The following is a 20,551-nucleotide window of genomic DNA, read 5'->3' as shown; positions in this document are numbered from 1 at the left end:
GCCCCATGATGTGAAAGAGTCCGTGTAAAACTCCGTCTAGGATGAGGAAAGACGAGGGTGCAGGCCGTTCAGGGCTACCAGGCCCAGGGCCGCCTGCCTGGACAACGACACGAGGCAGCATGGCCGCACGCAACAACCCGGACTTCGACAAGGACGCGGACGCCCAGGGCGGAGGCGTCCAGTCAGTGGACCGCGCCCTCCAGATCCTGGAAATCCTGGCCCGGGAAGGCGACGCCGGAGTGAGCGAAATCGCCGAGGAGATGGGCGTCCACAAATCCACCGTGTCCCGGCTTGTGGGCTCCCTGGTTGGCCGCGACCTCGTCCGGCAAAACAGCGAACGTGGCAAGTACCAGTTGGGCTTCGGCATCCTCCGCCTGGCGTCATCCATCCCCGGCAGGCTGAGTGTTGTCCACGAGGCACGGGAAGTGCTGGAGGCCCTGGCTCACGAGTACAAGGAGACGGTCAATCTGGCTGTCCTGAGGTCCAACTATGCGGTCAACGTGGACCAGGCGATGGGACCGTCGACTTTGGCCACCTATGACTGGGTGGGGAGCCTGACGCCGTTGCATGCCACGTCGAGCGGCAAGGTTCTCCTGGCAGCACTGACGGCAGACGAAAGAACCCAGGTTTTCAAGGCGGTGGGGCTGCCTGCACGAACGCCCCGCACGGTGACGAACCGCGGAGAGCTGGAGAAGCAACTGCTGGACGTGGCCCGCAACGGATACGCCACGGTCCACGAAGAGTTTGAGATCGGCCTCACCGCCGTGGCTGTGCCCATTTTCAACCACACCGGCAGTGTCATTGCCGCCGTGAGCATCTCCGGTCCGGCGTTCCGTTTTTCGCCAGAAGAGCAGCCGGGCCTCATCGATGGACTGCGCGAGGCCGGGCTGAGTATCAGCGCCAGGATGGGCTACAGGCCCCGTTAGCCCGGACCCGTAACCAGCTCTTCCCCCGTGGCGCTCTTGGCGCAACGGTCATCATGATAGGCAACACCCCACGTCAAGGCCAATTGATATATCAAGTGGCCGTCAAAGACGGGAAAAGCCTTGACTTTGATGTGTGACGGGGCGCACTCTGTTGCTTAGCGCGAATGTTGTTGATTCATGCGGAACGTTCCTAACCTTCTCCGAACGCACAGCCCAAGGCCGTGCATCAACGCAAAACCCATGACTCGCCGAGCAAAGGACCCGCTCATGGCTACAAACAGTGACATAAAACCGTTAACACCTGAGGAGTTGCCTGCCGACGATCGTCCGGCAGGCAGTCCAGCAACCCGACCCGCCCACGTGGAGCTTCCTGAAGAAGTCATCAGCAGCTCCCCCGATGCAACAAACCCGGCAGCCCTCAACGACGAGGATGGAGGCGCAGAGACTCTCCCCGATTCTGAAGAATACGATCAGATCCTGGTGGAACTGCGCAACGCCAAGACCGAGCAGGCCGTCTCCGCCCGCCGGAACCAGAAACTTACCCTCGACAAAGTCACCTTCGGGATCACGGGCGCCATCGCCGTCGCCTTCGTGGTCTGGGGCTTTGTCGGACGCGACAGCCTTTCGGAAACATCCAAAGGGGCCCTGAACTGGGTCATGGAATACACAGGCTGGCTCTTCATGGTCCTCGCCTCCTTGTTCGTCGTCTTTGTCCTATGGCTGGCCCTGGGCAAATTCGGCAACATCCCGCTGGGCAAGGACGGCGAGAAGCCCGAATTCCGCACCGTCTCCTGGGTGGCCATGATGTTCGCCGCGGGCATGGGCATCGGCCTCATGTTCTACGGCGTGGCTGAGCCTCTCTACCACTACATCTCGCCCCCGCCAGGAACCGTGGACGGCCGCACGCCCGCCGCCATCCAGACCGCCATGGCCACCTCGATCTTCCACTGGACCCTCCACCCGTGGGCCATGTACGCAGTGGTTGGCATCGCCATGGCCTACGGGACCTACCGCCTCGGCCGCAAACAGCTGGTCTCCGCAGCGTTCACTTCGCTGTTCGGCATCCGGATGGTCGAAGGGCCGATCGGAAAGTTCATCAACATCCTTGCCATCTTTGCCACCCTCTTCGGAACCGCTGCTTCCCTGGGCCTCGGCGCCCTGCAAATCGGCAGCGGCATGACGTCCAACGGCTGGGCGGGTGAGATCGGCACTCCCGTGCTGGTGGTCATCGTGGCCGTCCTGACGTTCTGCTTCGTAGCATCAGCGGTTTCCGGCATCAGCCGCGGAATCCAGTGGCTGTCCAACATCAACATGGTCCTGGCCGTGGTGCTTGCACTCATCGTCTTCGTTGCCGGCCCCACCCTGTTCATCCTCAACCTGATCCCCTCGGCCATCGGCGACTACGCCCGCGACCTCGCGGAGATGTCGTCCAGGACAGAAGCCGTGGGCGACGACGCGTTGCGCAGCTGGATGACCAGCTGGACCATCTTCTACTGGGCCTGGTGGATCTCCTGGACGCCCTTCGTTGGCCTCTTTATCGCGCGCATCAGCCGCGGCCGCACCATCCGCCAATTCGTTACCGGCGTGCTTCTGGTCCCCAGCGTTGTCAGCGTGATCTGGTTCGGCATCTTCGGCGGAGCCGCATTCCACGTCCAGCAGGAAGCAGACAAGGCCGGTACGCCCGGCCTGGTGACCACAACCAACGGGGTCCCTTCCGTCAACTTCGACGGCGCACTCTTCGACCTCGTCAAGAACCTGGGAATGCCCGGCTGGGCCACGGCCGCCGTCATTGTCCTGGCCATGGTGCTCGTGGCGATCTTCTTCATCACCGGTGCCGACGCGGCCTCCATCGTCATGGGCTCACTCAGCTCCAACGGTGCTGAGCACCCCCGTCGTGCCGTGGTCATCTTCTGGGGAAGCCTCACCGGTGCTGTTGCAGCGGTCATGCTGCTGGCTGGTGGTGATGAACCATCCGAAGCCCTGGCCGGATTGCAAAGAGTCACCATCGTGGCGGCGCTGCCGTTCGTGATCGTCATGCTGCTGCTCTGTTTCGCCCTGACCAAGGACCTGCGGCGCGATCCCCTGTCGCTGCATAAGCGACTTGCCACCTCGGTGGTTGAACGAGCCATCCGGACCGGTGTCGAGCAACACGGCGGCGTCCAGTTCGACCTCGTCACCAAGCATGAGTGCGCCGGGAAATGTAACGAGTCCGATTGCCCCGGAGGAACGGCCACAGGGACCATACCGCTCGTCGGCAAACCCCAGCTGAACTCCGAAGACAAGTGACCGGCTCCGCCCCAAGCACTTCACCTGCACAGTTCTTCACCTGCACAGTTCATCCCACATAGTTAGGGCCCGCATGTCTTACATCTCAACCACCGACGGAACCCTCCGGCTCAGCCACCAGGCAAACGACGTGACCCTCACCCTGGACGCCTCCAAGCCCATGACACTGCGCATCGAGGTTGACCGTTGTCCCTGCGGCTCGGAACACAGCCGCCCCGGTTCCTACGTCGACAGCGACTTGAACAACTAGCACCGCAACTTAACAGCAAAGCAGGCGCCGGATTCTTCCGGCGCCTGCTTTTGTTTGTACTGCTGTGGAGCTGTTTGTACTGCTGTGGGGCCTGGGCCTACTTGGGCATCAGCACCGAGTCGACCAGGTACACCGTGGCGTTGGCGGTCTGGACGCCACCGCAGATGACGTTGGCACCATTCACGGTGAGGGCGTCCTTGGTGCCTGCAACAGTCACTTCGCCACCCTCTACAGTCTTGTGGGTGCCGACGATCTTGTCCGGGGACAGCTGGCCGGGGACTACGTGGTAGGTGAGGATCTTGCTCAGCAGGGCGTCATCGGTCTTGAGCGTTTCGATGGTGGCCGGGTCGATCTTGGCGAAAGCGTCATCAACCGGTGCGAAGACCGTGAATTCGCTGCCGTTCAGGGTGGAGACCAGGTCAACCTTGGGGTTGAGCTTGCCCGAGACGGCGGCGGTGAGGGTCTTGAGCAGCGGGTTGTTGGAAGCAGCGGTTGCTACCGGGTCCTTGGCCATTCCTGAGACCGAACCGGCACCGTCCGGAACCTGTGCGGCGTAGCCGGCGCAGCCGGGGCCTACAAGGTTGGCGGCGGGATCCATGGCGGCGCTGCTCATGGGGGACGACGACGGCGACGGTGCCATCGACGACGGAGCCGCGGAGGAACTCATCGGGGCGGGTGACGAAGAAGAGGGCGAGCTGGAGGTGCTGGATCCACCACAGGCAGTGAGCCCGAGAAGGGTGGCTGCAGTGAGGCCAACGAAGGCGAGGGCGGGGCGCTTTGTGGACAACATGTCATTCTCCTTGTTTTTGGAACCAGGGCGTTGGGTCCATTGGGTGGTGGGACACGGGCTGCAGGTACCGCTTTTGCTGTACCTCCGGTTTGTGTCTCACCAACTATTCGGAGGATGGGGCAGGGTGGATGGGTGCGGATTGAAAAAGTTTTTCGAACACTTTGAAACCGGGTCCACTCATGGCCCGCGGTGAGGCCATGCCGGGCCATAAGTGAACCCCGTTTTTACAAGTACGGCCGCGTGATGAGTTCGAGCGCGTGGCCCGAAGGGTCTTTGAAGTAGACCCCCCGGCCGCCGTGCTCGGTGTTCGTCTCACCCGGGCGGGTCATCTGCGGATCGGCCCAATGTTCGACGCCGGCACTCAGCAACCGCTGATAGGCGCGGTCGAAGTGTGCGTCGTCCACGAGGAACGCATAGTGCTGCATCTGGATCTCCACCGGCGGCTCAGCGAACTGGAGCATCACTCCTCCAGCCAAAGTGAGGTTGCTGAATGGCCCCCAGCCGGGAGCTTCGTCGGCTTCGAGGATGGACCGGTAGAACCTGGCAGAAGTTTCGCGGTCAAGGGACGCGATGATGGTGTGGTTGAAAAGCGCTGGCATTCATGACTCCTTTTATGTGGGTTCGTTTCGATGAATTGCTGGGTCATCGATCCACAAGGCGGAGCACGCTGGCGCGTCAGAGGTCGGCCGGGTAGCCGATCCGTGCAGGGCAGAAGCCCGATCCGGTCATCACGACCGCAAGCCTACCTGAGCCTCGCGGCAGTCCTGGCATATTTCCCGCCGTCGCCCCAAAACCCGCCCACCCGCCGTCGTCCGTTGCCCACCACCGGCCCGGGTGACAGGATGGGCGGCATGGCTATCGAGGTGAGACCGGCGACGGTGTTCGATGACGTGAAGACCATGGTCGGTCCCAAGCGCCCCGATTCCAACGTGTGCTGGTGCCTGAGTTACAGGATCCCGTCCAGGCTGAACCAAAGCCTCCAAAGACAGGAGCGCGGGAAGTACGTCGAGAAGCTGGTCGCCGAAGACCCGCCTCCCGGGGTGTTGGCGTACGACGGCGACGAAGTAGTTGGGTGGGCAGCGGTGCACCCGCGCGCGGACACCAGTTTCGCGACGAACCGAAAGATCCCGCAGGTGGACGATGCCAAGGTGTGGTCCGTGTGGTGCATCCGTGTGCGGCCCGGGCATCGCGGCAAGGGCATCTCCCACGAGTTGCTGCGCGGAGCCATCGAATTCGCCAAGAGCCATGGCGCCCCATTCATTGAGGGCTATCCCGTGGACAACCAGGGCGGCAAAGTGGACCTGACCATGGCTTATGTGGGTACGCGAAAGCTCTTCGAGAAGGCCGGCTTCAAGAAGGTGGCCGAGACGACGTCCGTGCTCAACGGTTTCCCCCGGGTGCTCATGCGCCTGGACCTGCGCTGAAAACCATCCAACTAGATGCCCTGTAACCGCGCCGTCATCCGGTGCGCTTCCTCGAGCAGCAGCTTGCCCAGGAACTCCTGCCGGTCAGGGCGGAACCGTGGCTCGATCCCCGTCAGGGACAAAGCCCACGCCGGCCGGCCCTGGGGGTCAAACACCGCAGCCCCCATGCCCCAGCTGCCTTCAAGAATCAGTCCGGGATTCACGGAGTAGCCGGTCAAACGGGTCTGCTCCAGGTTGTCCCGCACCACGTCCGCGGGGTGTCCGGAAGCGAAGTCGCCCGCATGTGCCGGCCAATCCGCCAGGAGGGACTCTTGCTCCTCAAGAGGCAGGAAAGCCATGATCGCCGTTCCTGCCGAAGCGATGCCCAGCGGAAAGCGGACGCCCTCGTGCAGCACGAACGACCTCACAGGGAACGAACCTTCTTCACGCAGCACGCACACTGTTTCATTGCCCCGGCGGATGGAGAAGAACGCGCTCTCCCCGGTTTCGGCTGCCAAGCGGCGCAATGACGGGCGGGCAATGTCTTCCATGGGAAAACGGGCCGCCGCCACCGACCCCAACAGAAAGACTTCCGGCCCCAACACCCATTTACCGGAGTTTGAATCGTGTTCCAGCAGGCCCTCCGCAGCCAGCGAGGTCAGTAGCCGGTGCACAGTTGGCCTGGTCAGCCCGGATTCACGAACCAAACCCGCCAACGAGGTGCCCTCGGGCTTCCGTCCCACCAGCCGAAGCAGCAGCGCTACGCGCCCCACCACTTGCGCTCCCTGTACCGCCATAGTGGCCTCCCGAAGATTTCATCCACAATATGGACACCATCCACCATAGCGTCCATAGGGTGAGTAGCCAATGGGAGGGAGCGTTGACCCGCCCCCTCAAGAAATCTAGGCTCCAAGGAAAGAACGGGTCGTCCACAAAGTGGATGCCACTCAGCAACACTCAACATCACTCAACGAGGAGTCCACCATGTCCAAGATCCACGCGAGCGCAGCCCAAGCGCTCCATGACCTGATGGCAGACGGCTTGACCATCGCCGTCGGAGGTTTTGGCCTCAGCGGCATCCCCGCCGACCTGATCGACGCCGTTCGCGCGTCGGGCGCCACGGATCTGACCATTGTTTCCAACAACATGGGCGTGGACGGCAAGGGACTGGGCGTGCTGATCGAGGCGGGCCAGGTCCGGAAGGTCATTGCTTCCTACGTGGGCGAGAACAAGCTCTTCGCTGAGCAGTATTTGGCTGGCCAGCTCGAGGTCGAGTTCACCCCGCAGGGCACGCTGGCCGAGCGCCTTCGCGCCGGCGGCGCCGGCATTCCCGCTTTCTACACGCGGACGGGCGTGGGCACCTTGGTTGCCGAAGGCAAGCCGCTGGAAGAGTTCGACGGCGTCACGTACGTCCGCGAGCGCGCCATCACCGCCGACGTCGCACTGGTCCACGCCCACACCGCGGACACGGACGGCAACCTGATTTACCGCTACACCGCACGGAACTTCAACCCGGTGGTGGCCACGGCAGGCACCGTAACTATTGCCGAGGCCGAGGTCATCGTGGAACCGGGCGAGCTGGACCCCAACCACATTGTCACCCCGGGCGTCTACGTCCAACGGCTTGTCCAGGCAAGCAACAGGGTCAAGGACATCGAACAGCGAACAGTCCGCCAGCGCGCTGAAGCGCACCACGCCGAACCCCTCACGGTCTGAAGCAGAAGGAGCAAACCATGGCTTGGACACGAGACCAGATGGCCGCGATTGCGGCAGAAGAACTGAACGACGGCGACTACGTCAACCTCGGCATCGGCATTCCCACGCTGGTGGCCAACAACCTGCCCGATGGCGTGCGGGTAGTCCTCCAGAGCGAGAACGGGCTACTGGGCATGGGTCCGTTCCCTTATGAGGGCGAGGAAGACGCCGACCTTATCAACGCAGGCAAGCAAACAGTCACCATCACCCCCGGCGGGAGCATCTTCGACTCTGCAACTTCATTCGGCATGATCCGTGGCGGGCACGTGAAGGTAGCCATCCTTGGCGCCATGCAGGTGTCCGGCAGCGGCGACCTCGCCAACTGGACCATCCCCGGCAAGATGGTGAAGGGCATGGGCGGTGCCATGGACCTGGTGGCCGGCACACCGCGCGTCGTCGTCCTGACCGAGCACAACGCCAAGGACGGTTCGGCCAAGATCGTCACCGAATGCACCCTCCCCCTCACGGGGCTCCGCTGCGTGGACCGGATCATCACGGACCTCGCCGTATTCGACATCGTGCCGGTTACGGAAGGGAACGACGGCGGCACCCGCCTGCTGCTGACCCGACTCGCCCCGGGCGTCACCGTGGAAGAGCTCCGCGACAAGACCGGGGCCGGGTTCGCGGTAGCGCTCGCCTCTGTTGAACACACCCTCGAAGGAGCCAACGCATGAGCCTCAAAGACCAGTTCGGCAAAGACATCCTGCTCACGGGGTGGGGACACAGCAAGTTCGGGAAGTTGACCGATGAGACCCTGGAATCCCTGATCGTCCAGGTGGCCGGGGAGGCCATCAGCAACTCCGGGCTGGACCCCAAGGACATCGACGAGATCTACCTCGGCCAGTTCAACTCCGGCATGCAGCCGCTGGGCTTCACGTCGTCCCTGGCACTCCAGCTCTCCGCGGACCTGGCCAACGTCCCGGCGACCCGGACGGAGAACGCCTGCGCTTCCGGGTCCGCCGCCTTCCAGCAAGGCGTCAAAGCCGTGCTGGCCGGGACTGCCCGGAACGTGCTGGTGATCGGTGCGGAAAAGATGACCGACGCCGGAGCCGACGTCGTGGGGGCAGCGCTGCTCGGCGCTTCCTACGAAATGGCTGGTAAAGCCTCCAGCACCGGATTCACGGGCCTCTTCGCTGAGGTCGCCAAGCATTACGACAAGCGCTACGGCGCAGGCATCACCGGTCCCGGTGTCCAAGGCCTCGGCGATGTCCTGGGTTCCATCGCCGCCAAGAACCACCGCAACGGCATGGACAACCCTTACGCCCAGATGCACCGCGACTTCGGCGAGGAATTCTGCCGGACCATTTCGGACAAGAACCCCATGGTGGCCGAACCCTTGCGCCGCACCGACTGTTCGCCGGTCTCGGACGGAGCTGCCGCCGTCGTGCTGTCAACGTCGGCGACCGGGGGCGTAACTGTTCCCGTGCGCCTGGCCGGGTTCGGCCACGCGAACGATTTCTTCCCCGCAGAACGCCGCGATCCCACCGAATTCGCTGCCACCCGGGCGTCGTGGGAGCGCGCCTTCGCCATGGCCGGGGTCGGCATTGAGGGGCTGGACTTCGCCGAGGTTCACGACTGCTTCACGATCGCCGAGCTCGTCATGTACGAGGCCATGGGCCTGGCTCCCCGCGGTGAAGGATCGCGGGCCATCACGGAGGGTTGGGTCTACAAGGACGGCAAGCTCCCCATCAACGTCTCCGGCGGCCTGAAGGCGAAGGGCCATCCTGTGGGCGCCACCGGTGTGTCGCAGCATGTCATCGCCGCTATGCAGCTCAGCGGAACCGCCGGCGACATGCAGTTGCCCAACGCCCGTCGCGGAGCCGTCCAGAACATGGGCGGCGTGGGCATCGCCAATTATGTGAGCGTGCTGGAAGCCGTCTAGTCCATCTACGTCAGCGGGACCTGATCAGCGCCGCGATCTCCGTAAATCCGAGCCGCTCTGCATTTTGCAGGGCGGTTCGGCCTTGCGGATCGCGGATGTCCGGGTTGGCTCCGGCCGCGAGGAGTTGCCGGACCACGTCCTGCTGCTTGGGGCCGCCGTTATTGAGCAGGATGGCTTCCTGCATGGCGCTCCAGCCCAGGTTGTTGACGTGGTCCACGGGCACGCCGGCGGCGATGAGGATCCTCACTGTTTCCGTGTGTCCGTGTTCGCTCGCGGGGATCAGGGCGGTGCCGCCGTAGCGGTTGGTGCTGCGCACGTCCGCCCCTGCTGCCAAGGTCAGCTCCAGGACTTCGTTGAAGCCCTCCGCGCCGGCGTACAGGAACGCGGAGTCCTGGATGTCGTCCTTGGCGTTCACGTTTCCGCCGGCCGCGATCAGCTCCCGGACCCTGGCAACGTCGTTGGCCTTCGCGGCGAGGATCAGGAGTCGGTCGGTTTCCATTTGGGCCTCCGGTGTCAGGGTGGGCGGCACGGCAGCCGACGACGTCGGGCCGGGACCCGCCCCCGATGGTTCGGCTGAGGTGGGGGCTGAATGAGTCGGCGTTTGGTCGGAAGGTGAGGCGGCGGAAGGTGAGGCGGCCGCCGTCGAGCTCTGTGTAGTTGACGGCCCGGGCGACGACGGCGCGCACCCGGCCACGAGCCCGACCAGCACCAACCCCGCCCCCACCACCCGAGTTTTTGTCCAGATATCGCCCTTAAGACGCTCCCATAAGGGCATCACGTGTACAAAAAAGCGGGCGCGGGTGGTCATGGGTCGAGGCTACTTCGCCGCTGCGGCCAAGGCTTCTGCACCGGCGGTGGCGCAGGCCTCGTCGAGGGCACCGTCGGGAGCACCGCCAACACCGATGCCGGCAACAGAAACGCCGTTGACCTTCAGCGGAACTCCTCCGGCCAGGAACAGTGTGCCGGGGAGGTCGGCGATCGAGGGACCGTTGCCGTTGATGCGCTTGGCCAGCTCGCTGGTGGGAGCACCGAACGCGGCAGCCGTGTAGGCCTTCTGCTTGGCAGCTTCGATGGTGTGCTCGGCGGCGTTGTCACCGCGGAGGACCGCCTGGACGGTGCCGAAGCGGTCCACCAAAGCGACGGTAACGAATGGCAGCTTGTCCGCCTGGCACTTGGCCAGTGCGGCATTCACGGCTTTGCTGGAAGCGCCCACGGTGATGCGGTTCTGCGCTACGACGTTCTCGGGGGCAGGCTGCACATCCGCGGCAACCTTTGCAGGCGCGGCCTCAGGTGCCACGGCGTTGGCCACAGCCGTGATTCCGCCGGTGAGCAACAGCGCTCCGGCAGCAGCGGCGGCAATCATCTTGTTGGACTTCTTCACGGGGGGTTCTCCTTCGGGACTGCATGGACATTCCGAGTACACATCCATGCTTCCCGGACGGCCCCGTTGCCACATCGGCCCGAAGCAGGCCCCGGGCTCATCCTTTCCGCACGCTGTATCAGCCAAAAGGTGGAGAGACCAATAACCGCCCGGGACCTAGCATGGAAAGATCGCCCACCACAGCAAGAAGCCGCCACAGCCAGGAACGGAACCGGGAACCATCCATGCCAACTGCTCCTCCACAGCCAGGGCCCAGCAGCCGCTTCGACGGCCGCATCGATGCCGTGGTGCATGTGGGCTTCGCCGTGCTGATGGTGGCCTCCGGGGTCCGGTACGTCATGCGGCACTCCCCCGCGGACAACCTGTGGACGGTGGCTTTGGCGGCGGCAGTGTGCGGGCTCTACGCCATCACCGCCCTCCTGGCACATCGACGCCCGGCCCGGGGCAGCCACTGGATCCCGTGGATGATCGCCCTTGTGGCAGCGTGGGCCGCCCTGGTGATCGTGGCTCCGAGCTTTGCGTGGTGCTCGTTCGCCATCTTCTTCCTTGCGCGCAGGGCTTTCCGCGGCTGGGCCGGATACGCGGCCAGCAGCGTGACCGCAGCGGCCACCGCCGTCGGGCTCTTCCGGATGAGCGGCTGGACGGACGTTGCCATGCTGCTTGGCCCGCTCGCCACGGGTGCCCTCCTGACCTTGATCTACGACAAGATCGAACGCGACCAGGAGCAGTTGGCCGCAACCGAACGGCAGGCCGGGATCGCCACCGAACGCGAGCGCGTCTCCCGGGAAATCCACGACACCGTGACCCAAGGCCTGGCAAGCAGCCTGCTTCTGCTGGAGGCGGCGCAGCGCTCCTGGCCGGATGGTTCGGCCCAGCGGGACGTTGCCAAGGCGTCCGGCCTGTTGAGGCGGAACCTCGCCGACACCCGCAGCCTGGTGCACGAACTTTCCGCGCCAGGTCTCGAATCAGGCCCGCTTCCGGAAGCCCTGCAGCACGCCGCGAGCCAATATGTGGATACCATCCAGGTCCACATCACCGGCGATGAACGGCCGCTCCCCGCAGAGGTCCGCCATGCCCTGATCCGGGTGACCCAAAGCGCAGCGGCCAACATCAAGCTCCACGCGCACGCGGACCACTCCAGCGTGACGCTTGGGTACCTCCCGGAGTCGGTCACCTTGGACGTGTACGACGACGGACGCGGCTTTGATCCCGCAGCGGTACCTGCGCCGTCGGAAACCGGAGGGTACGGCCTGCGGGCCATGCGGCAACGGGTTGAGCAGCTGGGTGGAGAATTGTCAGTGGAGAGCTCGCCGGGTGAAGGCACCATCATCGCGGCGCAGCTGCCGCTCAGCCAGCCTGCCCGGTCGTCCAAGGAGGGCCTGTGACCGCCATTTCCGTTCTGCTCGTTGACGACCACACCGTGGTCCGGAGCGGACTCAAGGCGCTGTTGGGCACCCAGGCGGATATCGCCGTCGTCGGTGAAGCCTCCTCCGGCGAAGACGCTCTGGAAGCGGCCCGGGTGCACTCGCCGGCGGTTGTGCTGATGGATCTGGCCATGGGAGCCGGGATGGACGGCATCGAAGCCATCAAGCAGCTCCGGCAACGCAACCCGCAGCAAGCGGTGATCGTGTTCACCACCTACGACTCCGACGCCGACATCGTCCGCGCCGTGGACGCCGGAGCCATGGGGTACCTGCTCAAGGATGCCGCGCCGGAGGAAATCTTCGCAGCCGTCCGTGGTGCTGTGCAGGGCAAGAGCGTGATGAGCGCACCGGTCGCCTCACGGCTGTTCCAGCAAATGCGGAATCCGGACGACATCCTTACTCCGAGGGAAGCCGAGCTGCTCAGCCTGCTGACCGAGGGACTCAGCAACCGGGACCTCGGAAAACGCCTCTTCATCTCCGAGGCCACGGTCAAAACACACCTGGCACACATCTACGCCAAACTAGGTGTCGAGACGCGTGCAGCAGCCATCGCAACAGCCATCCGGCGCGAGGGGATGCGGTAAAGGCACACGGTTGGTTACGCTGACCATATGTCGGACACAACGGGTCGCAGAATGTTCACAACTCCAGGGACAGCTTTGTTGGTCCGGGGAGCCCTCGCCATCGTTTTCGGACTGCTGGTCCTGGTCTTGCCCAGCGCCACGGCGTTTGCAGTGGTGGTGGTGTTCGGCTTCTTCGCCATCATCGACGGCATCACCAGCGTGGCCCACTACTTCTACGACCCCGCCGGCCGCTCGCGCTGGAGCGTTGTGGGTGGATTCATCTCCATCGCCGCCGGCATACTGGCCATCGCCTGGCCCGGCATTACCGCTGCCGTCATTGGCGTGATCATTGGCTTGTGGGCCCTGGTACTGGGGATCTCGCAGATCATCCTGGCCCTTGCCGCCCGCAGCTTCATCCGCAGCTGGGGACTATGGCTGCTCACCGGCCTCATCACCACGGTGTTCGGAATTGTGGTCCTGGTCAATCCGGGCATCGGGCTCCTCGGCCTGATGGGAATGCTCGCAGCTTTCGCCATTGTGACCGGCCTGCTCCTGATCGCTTCGGGCATCGGTCTCCGCAAGCTGGCCAACACCCAGCCGCTGTATGGCCACTAGCTTCGGCTCGGTAAAAAGCCGCAGGGGGATGCGCTCAGCCCCAAGTTCGGTAAGTTAGTGGCTGTGAAGATAGCTACCTGGAATGTGAACTCCCTCCGTGCCCGAGCCGACCGTGTTGAAGCGTGGCTTGAGCGCAGCGACTGCGATGTCCTGGCCATCCAGGAGACCAAGTGCAAGGACGAGAACTTCCCCTGGGAACTCTTTGAACGCATGGGATACGAGGTAGCGCACTTCGGCGTGAACCAGTGGAACGGCGTGGCCATTGCCTCCCGTGTGGGCCTGGAAGACGTTGAGCGCACCTTCGTGGACCAGCCTGCCTTCGGCAAAGCCGGCAAGGACCCCGCCCAGGAAGCCCGCGCGATCGCTGCCACCTGCGGCGGAATCCGCGTCTGGAGCCTCTACGTTCCGAACGGCCGCTCCCTGGACGACGAACACATGCCCTACAAGATCAAATGGCTCGAAGTCCTGCGGGACCAGGCAGCCGAATGGGTCAAGGCCGACCCCAACGCGCAGATCGCCCTCATGGGTGACTGGAACATCGCCCCGTTCGACGACGACGTCTGGGACATCCAGCTCTTCCGCGACAACAACTACACGCACGTCAGCGAACCCGAGCGCGCAGCGTTCCACGCGTTCGAAACCGCCGGATTTACCGACGTCGCACGTCCCTATACGCCGGGGCCGGGGGTCTACACGTACTGGGACTACACGCAGCTGCGGTTCCCCAAGAAGGAGGGCATGCGGATCGACTTCTGCCTGGCCTCCCCGGCACTGGCTTCCCGCGTCACGGGTGCGTCCATCGACCGCGAGGAACGCAAGGGGAAGGGCGCCTCGGATCACGCTCCCGTGATCGTGGAGCTCGCCGACTGAGCACTGCACCTGATGACTCATTGACGAAAGGGGTGGCTGGACATGGCGGGTAGTCTGTACCGGGGCCAGGCGGGACTGCCGTTCTCTTCGTCGCTGCGCATTTACGAGCCGCTTGAGGCGTTCCCTCCCGAGCAACAGCGCCAAATTGTGGCGGAGGGCAGCAAGGCAGGTTCCCGGGCCGCCGTCGAAAATGCGGAGCTCCAGGCCTCGCTGGGACGCATCACCCGCTCCGGCGGCGATCCGTTCCCCACCGGCCGCACCGATCTTGTCCGCATGACGCGGGTCCCCATGGGACGGCACGCCGCTCCCGGCAATGATGAGGACGACGCCGGACGGCTGCTTTACTGCCCCAGCCAACTGGTGATTCGGGCCGGCTTGGCGGCCAACGCGCTCATGGACGGAGTCCACAGTCCGCTGGCCGACCTGCTCATTCCGGTTTCGCAAAGGGACAAACACCAGATGCGGATCGACCGGATCAACGCCCGCGAAGACGCCAAACGCGTCCACACCCGGGCCTCAACCTGGGGTATCCCGTTCAGCTGGTTCTCGCTGTTTGCCGAATCGGACCGCAAAGACGTCGTCGAGTCCGACGGCCGCATCCTGACGGTGCGGGTATGGACCCCACTGACTGAAGCCTTGGAAAGGGCCCGGTTTTCCGTGGCCCATCTGGCGCTGGCCGCTCCGGACCTGGACATGCTGGATGACCTGACGCAGCTCACTGAGTGGCTTGAGCTGTTCCACGTCCAGTCGATGGTGGAGCTCGATTACGGCGCCGTTGCAGACAAGGTGTACCCGGACGACTCCCCCATGGATGTCCGCTTGGGCATCGAGTGCCTGGCCGAAGGCGACATGACAGGCGCCGCGGCCGCGTACCGGCGCCTGGCTTCCCGCTGGATTCCCATTCGGCAGTTGGCGCGCGCTTCGTAGCTTCACGGTTTCCAGGCTCCCGCTTGTGCGGGCTCCTGCGTCCTTAGTTGGGGCTGTTGGTGAATTTCCCGTTCGGCGGCGCTGTAGTCTCGCGGACAATCAACTGGTGGGGAGCCACGGCGGAGTGCACCGCTCCGACGTTGCCGTCGAGTTCGTCCAACAGCATCTTGGTCGCAAGTTCGGCTTGGTTGTCCGGGCGCTGGCCGACTGTGGTCAGGCCCAGCGAGGACGAGAAATCGTGGTCATCGATGCCGATCACGGAGAGGTCCTCCGGGACCCTCACCCCGTGGCGGCCGGCTTCAAAAATCACGCCCATCGCCATCTCATCGGAGGAACAGAAGATCGCGGTCGGTTTCCGGCCGGGCTGGCTCCACAGCCGGTTGAAGGCCTGCTGCCCGCTGGCGACGGTGAAGTCACCCCACTGGTCCCACTCAGGGCGGACTTCCAGCCCGGCGTCGGACATGACTTCCTGGAACGCCTGGATCCGCACCCGGGGGACGTCGAAGTTCAGATCCGTTTCGTCATCGCCGTGCAGCAGGGCAATGTCCTTGTGTCCCAGATCCAGCAGGTGCTTCACGGCGGTGGATGCGGCGTCGTAGTCATTGATGCCGATGTAAGGGCAGTCCTCGACGTGGCCACCCACCACCACCAACGGAATGTCGATCTTGTGGAGATGCTCCAGTTCGTCCTCAGTCAAGGACATGCAGAGCACCAGCAGGGCGTCGATCTGCTTGTACACCATGGTGGAACTGAAGAGGCGTTCACGGTTGCTGCCGTGGCCGCCTAGGTTGAACAAGGAGAGGTTGTATTTCCTTGAGTGCAGCTCACGGTCGGCGCCTTCGATGGCTTTCGAGAAGAACCACCGGCTGACGAAAGGAGCCAGGACGCCTATGGTCCGGGTGCGGCCCGTCGCCAGCCCGGAGGCCGACGACGACGCCACATATCCCAATGAACTTGCTACTTCGAGGATCTTCTCGCGGGTTGCGGGAGATACCCGCGGCAGTCCCCGCACTGCACGGGAGACGGTCGCCGTCGAGACTCCCGCTGCTGCGGCAACGTCCTCGATGCTGACGCCGGTGTGGCCGCCGCGTTGGGACCGCTCGTTCGTCTTTGCCACTCAAGCCCCCTTTTTTGGTGCATGCCGAAAGCCGAGGGCTCGTTCCCGGACGGCACCTTCCAGCCTATTCCGCCTGCCTGCTGTTCGCCGATTTCGCACAAGTTATTGCGACGCCGGTCAGGTACTGGTGTTCTCCATGGGCCGCCTCAACCAATCCGTCGTGTCGTACGGCGCGGTAGCTTGCGCCGCAAGCGGAGCATTCCCCAGAGGGCGAGGACAACGGCCAGGAGCCCCAACGCCCAGCCGAGGGCGGGCTGGCCGGTGACCTCCATCGAGATGGTGGCCACCAGGAGCACCAGGCCCCAGAAGGCGAGGAACCCGATGATGATGTCGAAGTCCTCCGCGGACCGTACCCGTTTGGTGCCCGGGTCGGGCTTCGCTGCGGGGGACTCCCGACGTCGATTTCCGTAACTTGTCACTTGACAGCGCCTGCCGTGAGGCCGGCCACGATCTTGCGCTGGAAGATCAGCACAAGGACAACCAGCGGAATGGTCACCACGGTACCTGCGGCCATAACGGCTGTGTACGGTTCCTGGTGCGGCTGCGCACCGGCAAAGTACGCGATGGCTACCGTGACGGTCTTGGTGGCGTCATTCGACAACTGGCTGGCGATGAGGAATTCATTCCAGGAGGCAATGAACGCCAGGATCGCGGTAGTGAACGTTGCCGGGGCCGCCAGCGGAAGGATCACTTTCCGGAACGCCTGTCCCTGCGTGCAGCCATCGATCCTTGCGGCTTCTTCGAGCTCCCACGGCATCTCGCGGAAGAAGGAGGTCAGCGTGTAGACCGTGAGCGGAAGAACGAAGGAGATGTTCGGAATGATCAGTGCCTGGTAGGTGCCGAACCAGCCGATGTTGGTGAACAACTGGAACAGCGGGGTAACCAAGGCAACGCCGGGGAACATCGATGCGCCCAGGATGAAGCCGAGGACCACGAACTTGAACCGGAAATTCAACCGGGCCAGGGCGTAGGCCGCAAACACACCGACCAGCAGCGCTACGACAGTCGTCACGGCGCCAACGATCAGGCTGTTCAACAGGTTGCGGCCGAAGTGGTTGCCAAGGCTCTCGTCGAACACCGTCGCGAAGTTGTCCCATGTGAAGTGGGTGAAGAACGGCGTGGTGTCGAACGTGTATCCGACGTCGCGGAAGGCGGTGACCAGCATCCAGTAGAAGGGTGCCATGCACCAGACGAGGATGATGGCGGCGCTGATGTAGGTGCGCAGCGACCCCCAGTTGAAGGGCCGTTTGGGCCGTTCCACGGAGTCGGCGGAGGTCTTCGAAGCTGTGGCTGTGCTCATCTCACTTGGCCTTTCCGGAAGATGTGGCCGCGTCCACGGCATTCGCCCCGAGGAAGCGGACGAAGATAAACGCCACGAGGAAGATCACCAGGAATGTAATGGTCGATAGCGCCGCCGCTGTATTGAACCCTTGCCTGATTTGTTGGACAACAAGGATGGACAGCGTGGTGGTGCCGTTCGCGCCCTGGGTCATGATGGCGGGGAGATCGTACATGCGCAGTGCGTCGAGGACACGGAACAGGATGGCCACCATCAGCGCCGGCTTCACCAGCGGCAGGGTGATCAGGCGGAACCGCTGCCAGGTGGACGCGCCGTCAACCTTGGCGGCTTCGTAGACTTCGTCCGGAATCAGCTGCAGGCCCGCCAGGATCAGGAGGGCCATGAAGGGCGTGGTCTTCCAGACGTCGGCAATGATGATTGCCCACTTGGCCGGCCATTCCGAGCCGGTCCACAGGATCTGGGTACCGAACAGCTTGTTGGCGATGCCTTCGAAAGCGAAGATGAAGAACCAGAGTTTGGCGGTAACGGCCGTCGGGATGGCCCACGGAACCAGGACGGCTGCGCGGATCAGGCTGCGTCCGCGGAAGGCGCGGGCCATGATGATTGCCATCCAGAAGCCAAGAACGGTCTCGAAGGCCACGGTAACCACCGTGAAGAAGAAGGTAGTGCCCATGGAGTCCCAGAACTGGGCTCCGAGTGTGCCCGGAGGGCAGGCCAGCGAGCCGCCGCCGGGGGCCGTGCATTGCTGCAGCAGCCAGTGCGTGTAGTTTTCAAAGCCGGCCGGGCCGCCCTCGGAGAAGAACCCCGTGGCCGGGTCGAGGCCGGAGTCCTTCTGGAAGGACATGATGATGGCGTTGAGCACCGGGTAGATGATGACGATCGCCAGCAGGATGAGCGACGGCGCCAGGAGGGTGTATGCCCAACGGCCCTGCGTAAGCTGCTTCCGGTCGGCGCTTTCGCGGCTGGGCATCGTGTGTCCGGAAGCCGCCGTCGCGTCTGGTTTTTGTAGTTCTGTTGACATGTCAAGACTCCTGTCAGGGAGAAGGCCGTGGCCGGCAGTCCGGCTGCCCGCCCCTCAGGGACAGGCAGCCGGACTGTAGCCCGGGTGGTTACTTAGCTCCGGCCGACTCAATAGCCGCTTGCATGTCGGAGATTGCCGCATCCACGGTCTTCTCTCCCTTGAGGGCAGCGTAGGCGTTGTCCTGCACAGCCTTGGTGACGGCGGGGTAGAACGGCGTCACGGGACGCGGAACCGCGTTCTCGATGGACGTCTTCAGCACCGGGAGGTACGGCAGCTTGGTCACGAGTTCCTGATCGTCATACAGCTTGGTCAGGACCGGGGCCAGCGAACCCTGGGTAGCGTAGAAGCGCTGGGTTTCCTCGCTGGTGATGTACTTGATGAAGTCCGCAACAGTTGCCTTGTTCTTGGAGTAGACGCTCATAGCGATGTTGTGGCCACCAAGCGAGGAGGCGCCGGGGCCGTCCTTGCCCGGGAGGGGTGCCATCTTGAACGTGTCCTTCACAGTGGAGGAACCGTCGGTCTTGGCCAGGTTGTACACGTACGGCCAGTTGCGGTGGAACAGCAGCTTGCCGGCTTCGAAGGCCTGGCGTCCCTGCTCTTCCTGGAAGGTGATTGCTTCGGTGGGGATGTTGCCATCCTTGTAGGCGTTCACCAGGTTGGTGAGGCCGGCCTTGGCTTCGCTGGAGTTCACGGCAGCCTTGCCGGAATCATCAACGATCTTGCCGCCTGCCGAGTTGATGGCTTCAGCAGCGTTGACCGTCAGGCCCTCATACTTCTGGAACTGGCCTGCGTAGCAGCCGATGTTGTTCTGCTTGGCGATCTCGCACATTCCCATCATCTCGTCCCAGGTCTTGGGCGGGTTGGGAACAAGGTCACCACGGTAGTAGAGGATGCCGCCATCCGAACTTTGGGGGGCTGCATAGAGGGTGTTGTTGTAGGTGGCGCTCTTGACGGTGGACTCGAGCATCCCGTCCGTGGAGATTGCGGTCTTGTCCTTGAGCGGCTGCAGCCAGCCCTTGGCAGCGAACTCAGCAACCCAGATGAGGTCGACGCTCATGACGTCGTAGTTGGCGTTCTTGGCCTGGAAGTTCTGGACCAGGTCATCGTGCTGCTGGTCGGCCTGGTCCGACTGCTCCTTGAACGTTACTTTCTCGTCCGGATGGGCGGCGTTCCACTTTTCGATGAGGGGCCGGACAACGTTGCTGTTGTCCTTGCCCTGGACGTAGGTGATCGGCCCGCGGCCGTCAAGGTTGTTGGCTGCGTCGCCGCTGGCACCTCCGGAACTGGTGCCGCCGCCACCCCCGCCGCCACCACAGGCGGTCAGGGACAGAGCCAGGACTCCGGCTACAGCTGCCGGAAGCAGGAACTTTTTGGATTTCATGCTGGGAACTCCTCGGTGAGTGGACCAGGTTTTTCCGCGGTGCGGTTGATGTGGTGAGGCTCACAATAGTCACGGGATGAAGCAAAATGCAAGCGCTTACACGCGTCGTGACCACAACGATACAAAGTAGCCTGATTATTCACGCTCACCACCCTGGCAACGAGGGGTCTTTCCGCCGACATGGATGCGTTTTGGGATGGCCGTGGCCTGGAGTCGATTTGATTGCCCACTATTGCCTATGGAACAGTGGGAAGCGTGGATGAACTCGAAGCACTGCAGACCATTGGACGGCTCATCAAGGAAGAGCGTCTCGCGCAAGGTCTCAGTCAGGTGCAGCTGGCCAAACAAGCAGGAACCGCCATCAAGACAGTGCGGACACTGGAGTCGGGCACGCGACGCACGCAGGAAATCAACCAACGCAAACTCGAGCACGCCCTGGGGTGGCGTGCAGGATCGGTGTCCGAAGTCCTCAAGGGCAAATCGAACTTCGCACCGGACATGATCACGCCGGACGACATGCGCTCCGGGGACGACTCAAGGCAAGGACCACCCCGCATTGCCGTTCCCGCGGCACCCGTCGCCCGGGCCTCACATCTTTCCGACGAGGAACTCCTCGCAGAGCTCACCTACCGGATGATGCACCGCAACAGGGGCTGAATG

Annotated in this window: 23 protein-coding genes; 13 read left to right on the top strand and 10 right to left on the bottom strand. The window is 63.6% G+C overall.

Annotation, left to right across the window (positions count from 1 at the left end; translation table 11 throughout):
• The first annotated feature begins 119 nt into the window (after positions 1-119).
• The 3 genes from JMY29_RS02185 (at position 120) to JMY29_RS02175 (ending at position 3,462) form a co-directional block, all read left to right on the top strand.
• The gene (locus tag JMY29_RS02185) at positions 120-926 is read left to right on the top strand and encodes an IclR family transcriptional regulator (protein WP_018779506.1); all 807 of its coding nucleotides are present in this window, start codon (positions 120-122) and stop codon (positions 924-926) included.
• 267 nt (positions 927-1,193) lie between these two features.
• On the top strand, positions 1,194-3,212 hold the full coding sequence (locus JMY29_RS02180) for a BCCT family transporter (protein WP_229778700.1): 2,019 nt from the start codon (positions 1,194-1,196) through the stop codon (positions 3,210-3,212).
• 73 nt (positions 3,213-3,285) lie between these two features.
• Complete coding sequence (locus JMY29_RS02175; RefSeq protein WP_018779508.1) at positions 3,286-3,462, top strand: hypothetical protein; 177 nt, start codon at positions 3,286-3,288, stop codon at positions 3,460-3,462.
• Positions 3,463-3,559: 97 nt separating this feature from the next.
• Here the strand turns inward: JMY29_RS02175 and JMY29_RS02170 are convergent, their stop codons facing one another.
• Positions 3,560-4,252: a fasciclin domain-containing protein gene (locus JMY29_RS02170; RefSeq protein WP_026267414.1), complete on the bottom strand. Its 693-nt coding sequence runs from the start codon at positions 4,250-4,252 to the stop codon at positions 3,560-3,562.
• Between the two features lie 224 nt (positions 4,253-4,476).
• Positions 4,477-4,851: a VOC family protein gene (locus tag JMY29_RS02165; RefSeq protein WP_110505336.1), complete on the bottom strand. Its 375-nt coding sequence runs from the start codon at positions 4,849-4,851 to the stop codon at positions 4,477-4,479.
• Positions 4,852-5,103: 252 nt separating this feature from the next.
• Between JMY29_RS02165 and JMY29_RS02160 the strand changes: the two genes are divergently transcribed.
• On the top strand, positions 5,104-5,676 hold the full coding sequence (locus JMY29_RS02160) for a GNAT family N-acetyltransferase (RefSeq protein WP_018779512.1): 573 nt from the start codon (positions 5,104-5,106) through the stop codon (positions 5,674-5,676).
• Between the two features lie 11 nt (positions 5,677-5,687).
• Here the strand turns inward: JMY29_RS02160 and JMY29_RS02155 are convergent, their stop codons facing one another.
• On the bottom strand, positions 5,688-6,452 hold the full coding sequence (locus JMY29_RS02155) for an IclR family transcriptional regulator (protein ID WP_189076722.1): 765 nt from the start codon (positions 6,450-6,452) through the stop codon (positions 5,688-5,690).
• A gap of 187 nt (positions 6,453-6,639) precedes the next feature.
• Here JMY29_RS02155 and JMY29_RS02150 point away from each other — a divergent pair, with 187 nt between their 5' ends.
• Genes JMY29_RS02150 through JMY29_RS02140 form a run of 3 tightly spaced genes read left to right on the top strand, consistent with a single transcriptional unit; the run spans position 6,640 to position 9,292 of the window.
• Positions 6,640-7,371, top strand: a complete 732-nt coding sequence (locus tag JMY29_RS02150) for a CoA transferase subunit A (RefSeq protein ID WP_055973938.1) — start codon at positions 6,640-6,642, stop codon at positions 7,369-7,371.
• Positions 7,372-7,388: 17 nt separating this feature from the next.
• Positions 7,389-8,084 carry a CoA transferase subunit B gene (locus tag JMY29_RS02145; protein WP_189076723.1) on the top strand — a complete coding sequence of 232 codons (696 nt, stop codon included), beginning with the start codon at positions 7,389-7,391 and terminating at the stop codon, positions 8,082-8,084.
• On the top strand, positions 8,081-9,292 hold the full coding sequence (locus JMY29_RS02140) for an acetyl-CoA acetyltransferase (protein ID WP_018779516.1): 1,212 nt from the start codon (positions 8,081-8,083) through the stop codon (positions 9,290-9,292). Before JMY29_RS02145 ends, JMY29_RS02140 begins: the two co-directional genes overlap by 4 nt.
• Before the next feature lie 10 nt (positions 9,293-9,302).
• Here the strand turns inward: JMY29_RS02140 and JMY29_RS02135 are convergent, their stop codons facing one another.
• Together JMY29_RS02135 and JMY29_RS02130 are read right to left on the bottom strand one after the other, a co-directional pair.
• Positions 9,303-10,067, bottom strand: coding sequence for an ankyrin repeat domain-containing protein (locus JMY29_RS02135; protein ID WP_189076733.1), 765 nt, complete (start codon positions 10,065-10,067; stop codon positions 9,303-9,305).
• A 42-nt stretch (positions 10,068-10,109) separates the two neighbouring features.
• Positions 10,110-10,673, bottom strand: coding sequence for a GlcG/HbpS family heme-binding protein (locus JMY29_RS02130; protein ID WP_189076724.1), 564 nt, complete (start codon positions 10,671-10,673; stop codon positions 10,110-10,112).
• Between the two features lie 224 nt (positions 10,674-10,897).
• Between JMY29_RS02130 and JMY29_RS02125 the strand changes: the two genes are divergently transcribed.
• From JMY29_RS02125 to JMY29_RS02105, 5 genes are all read left to right on the top strand, one after another.
• The gene (locus JMY29_RS02125; RefSeq protein WP_189076725.1) at positions 10,898-12,058 is read left to right on the top strand and encodes a sensor histidine kinase; all 1,161 of its coding nucleotides are present in this window, start codon (positions 10,898-10,900) and stop codon (positions 12,056-12,058) included.
• Positions 12,055-12,681, top strand: a complete 627-nt coding sequence (locus JMY29_RS02120) for a response regulator (protein WP_018779520.1) — start codon at positions 12,055-12,057, stop codon at positions 12,679-12,681. Before JMY29_RS02125 ends, JMY29_RS02120 begins: the two co-directional genes overlap by 4 nt.
• A 27-nt stretch (positions 12,682-12,708) precedes the next feature.
• Positions 12,709-13,275, top strand: coding sequence for an HdeD family acid-resistance protein (locus tag JMY29_RS02115; RefSeq protein WP_026267417.1), 567 nt, complete (start codon positions 12,709-12,711; stop codon positions 13,273-13,275).
• A 63-nt stretch (positions 13,276-13,338) separates the two neighbouring features.
• Entirely contained in the window at positions 13,339-14,145 is an 807-nt protein-coding gene (locus tag JMY29_RS02110) for an exodeoxyribonuclease III (RefSeq protein WP_026267418.1), read from the top strand.
• Positions 14,146-14,187: 42 nt separating this feature from the next.
• Positions 14,188-15,072, top strand: coding sequence for a hypothetical protein (locus tag JMY29_RS02105; RefSeq protein ID WP_189076726.1), 885 nt, complete (start codon positions 14,188-14,190; stop codon positions 15,070-15,072).
• Positions 15,073-15,115: 43 nt separating this feature from the next.
• Here the strand turns inward: JMY29_RS02105 and JMY29_RS02100 are convergent, their stop codons facing one another.
• The 5 genes from JMY29_RS02100 to JMY29_RS02080 form a co-directional block, all read right to left on the bottom strand.
• Entirely contained in the window at positions 15,116-16,189 is a 1,074-nt protein-coding gene (locus tag JMY29_RS02100; protein WP_018779524.1) for a LacI family DNA-binding transcriptional regulator, read from the bottom strand.
• A gap of 146 nt (positions 16,190-16,335) precedes the next feature.
• Complete coding sequence (locus JMY29_RS02095; protein ID WP_018779525.1) at positions 16,336-16,608, bottom strand: hypothetical protein; 273 nt, start codon at positions 16,606-16,608, stop codon at positions 16,336-16,338.
• Positions 16,605-17,489: a carbohydrate ABC transporter permease gene (locus JMY29_RS02090; protein WP_018779526.1), complete on the bottom strand. Its 885-nt coding sequence runs from the start codon at positions 17,487-17,489 to the stop codon at positions 16,605-16,607. The genes JMY29_RS02095 and JMY29_RS02090 overlap by 4 nt, the downstream gene beginning before the upstream one ends.
• A gap of 1 nt (position 17,490) precedes the next feature.
• On the bottom strand, positions 17,491-18,510 hold the full coding sequence (locus JMY29_RS02085) for a carbohydrate ABC transporter permease (protein ID WP_026267419.1): 1,020 nt from the start codon (positions 18,508-18,510) through the stop codon (positions 17,491-17,493).
• Positions 18,511-18,598: 88 nt separating this feature from the next.
• Entirely contained in the window at positions 18,599-19,891 is a 1,293-nt protein-coding gene (locus JMY29_RS02080; protein ID WP_018779528.1) for an ABC transporter substrate-binding protein, read from the bottom strand.
• A 255-nt stretch (positions 19,892-20,146) separates the two neighbouring features.
• Between JMY29_RS02080 and JMY29_RS02075 the strand changes: the two genes are divergently transcribed.
• The gene (locus JMY29_RS02075; RefSeq protein ID WP_026267420.1) at positions 20,147-20,548 is read left to right on the top strand and encodes a helix-turn-helix domain-containing protein; all 402 of its coding nucleotides are present in this window, start codon (positions 20,147-20,149) and stop codon (positions 20,546-20,548) included.
• Positions 20,549-20,551: the final 3 nt, after the last annotated feature.

Origin of the sequence: Paenarthrobacter nicotinovorans, assembly GCF_021919345.1 — a bacterium.
GTDB lineage: Bacteria > Actinomycetota > Actinomycetes > Actinomycetales > Micrococcaceae > Arthrobacter > Arthrobacter nicotinovorans.
This window is presented reverse-complemented; position numbering and strand designations above follow the sequence as displayed.

What these genes read in the sequence shown, in the direction of transcription:
- JMY29_RS02180 (WP_229778700.1), top strand. Translation starts at nt 1,194, where the DNA reads ATGGCTACAAACAGTGACATAAAACCGTTAACACCTGAGGAGTTGCCT.
- JMY29_RS02135 (WP_189076733.1), bottom strand. Translation starts at nt 10,067, where the DNA reads ATGCCCTTATGGGAGCGTCTTAAGGGCGATATCTGGACAAAAACTCGG.
- JMY29_RS02145 (WP_189076723.1), top strand. Translation starts at nt 7,389, where the DNA reads ATGGCTTGGACACGAGACCAGATGGCCGCGATTGCGGCAGAAGAACTG.
- JMY29_RS02140 (WP_018779516.1), top strand. Translation starts at nt 8,081, where the DNA reads ATGAGCCTCAAAGACCAGTTCGGCAAAGACATCCTGCTCACGGGGTGG.
- JMY29_RS02125 (WP_189076725.1), top strand. Translation starts at nt 10,898, where the DNA reads ATGCCAACTGCTCCTCCACAGCCAGGGCCCAGCAGCCGCTTCGACGGC.
- JMY29_RS02160 (WP_018779512.1), top strand. Translation starts at nt 5,104, where the DNA reads ATGGCTATCGAGGTGAGACCGGCGACGGTGTTCGATGACGTGAAGACC.
- JMY29_RS02155 (WP_189076722.1), bottom strand. Translation starts at nt 6,452, where the DNA reads ATGGCGGTACAGGGAGCGCAAGTGGTGGGGCGCGTAGCGCTGCTGCTT.
- JMY29_RS02080 (WP_018779528.1), bottom strand. Translation starts at nt 19,891, where the DNA reads ATGAAATCCAAAAAGTTCCTGCTTCCGGCAGCTGTAGCCGGAGTCCTG.
- JMY29_RS02185 (WP_018779506.1), top strand. Translation starts at nt 120, where the DNA reads ATGGCCGCACGCAACAACCCGGACTTCGACAAGGACGCGGACGCCCAG.
- JMY29_RS02150 (WP_055973938.1), top strand. Translation starts at nt 6,640, where the DNA reads ATGTCCAAGATCCACGCGAGCGCAGCCCAAGCGCTCCATGACCTGATG.
- JMY29_RS02105 (WP_189076726.1), top strand. Translation starts at nt 14,188, where the DNA reads ATGGCGGGTAGTCTGTACCGGGGCCAGGCGGGACTGCCGTTCTCTTCG.
- JMY29_RS02165 (WP_110505336.1), bottom strand. Translation starts at nt 4,851, where the DNA reads ATGCCAGCGCTTTTCAACCACACCATCATCGCGTCCCTTGACCGCGAA.
- JMY29_RS02175 (WP_018779508.1), top strand. Translation starts at nt 3,286, where the DNA reads ATGTCTTACATCTCAACCACCGACGGAACCCTCCGGCTCAGCCACCAG.
- JMY29_RS02085 (WP_026267419.1), bottom strand. Translation starts at nt 18,510, where the DNA reads ATGTCAACAGAACTACAAAAACCAGACGCGACGGCGGCTTCCGGACAC.
- JMY29_RS02115 (WP_026267417.1), top strand. Translation starts at nt 12,709, where the DNA reads ATGTCGGACACAACGGGTCGCAGAATGTTCACAACTCCAGGGACAGCT.
- JMY29_RS02090 (WP_018779526.1), bottom strand. Translation starts at nt 17,489, where the DNA reads ATGAGCACAGCCACAGCTTCGAAGACCTCCGCCGACTCCGTGGAACGG.
- JMY29_RS02170 (WP_026267414.1), bottom strand. Translation starts at nt 4,252, where the DNA reads ATGTTGTCCACAAAGCGCCCCGCCCTCGCCTTCGTTGGCCTCACTGCA.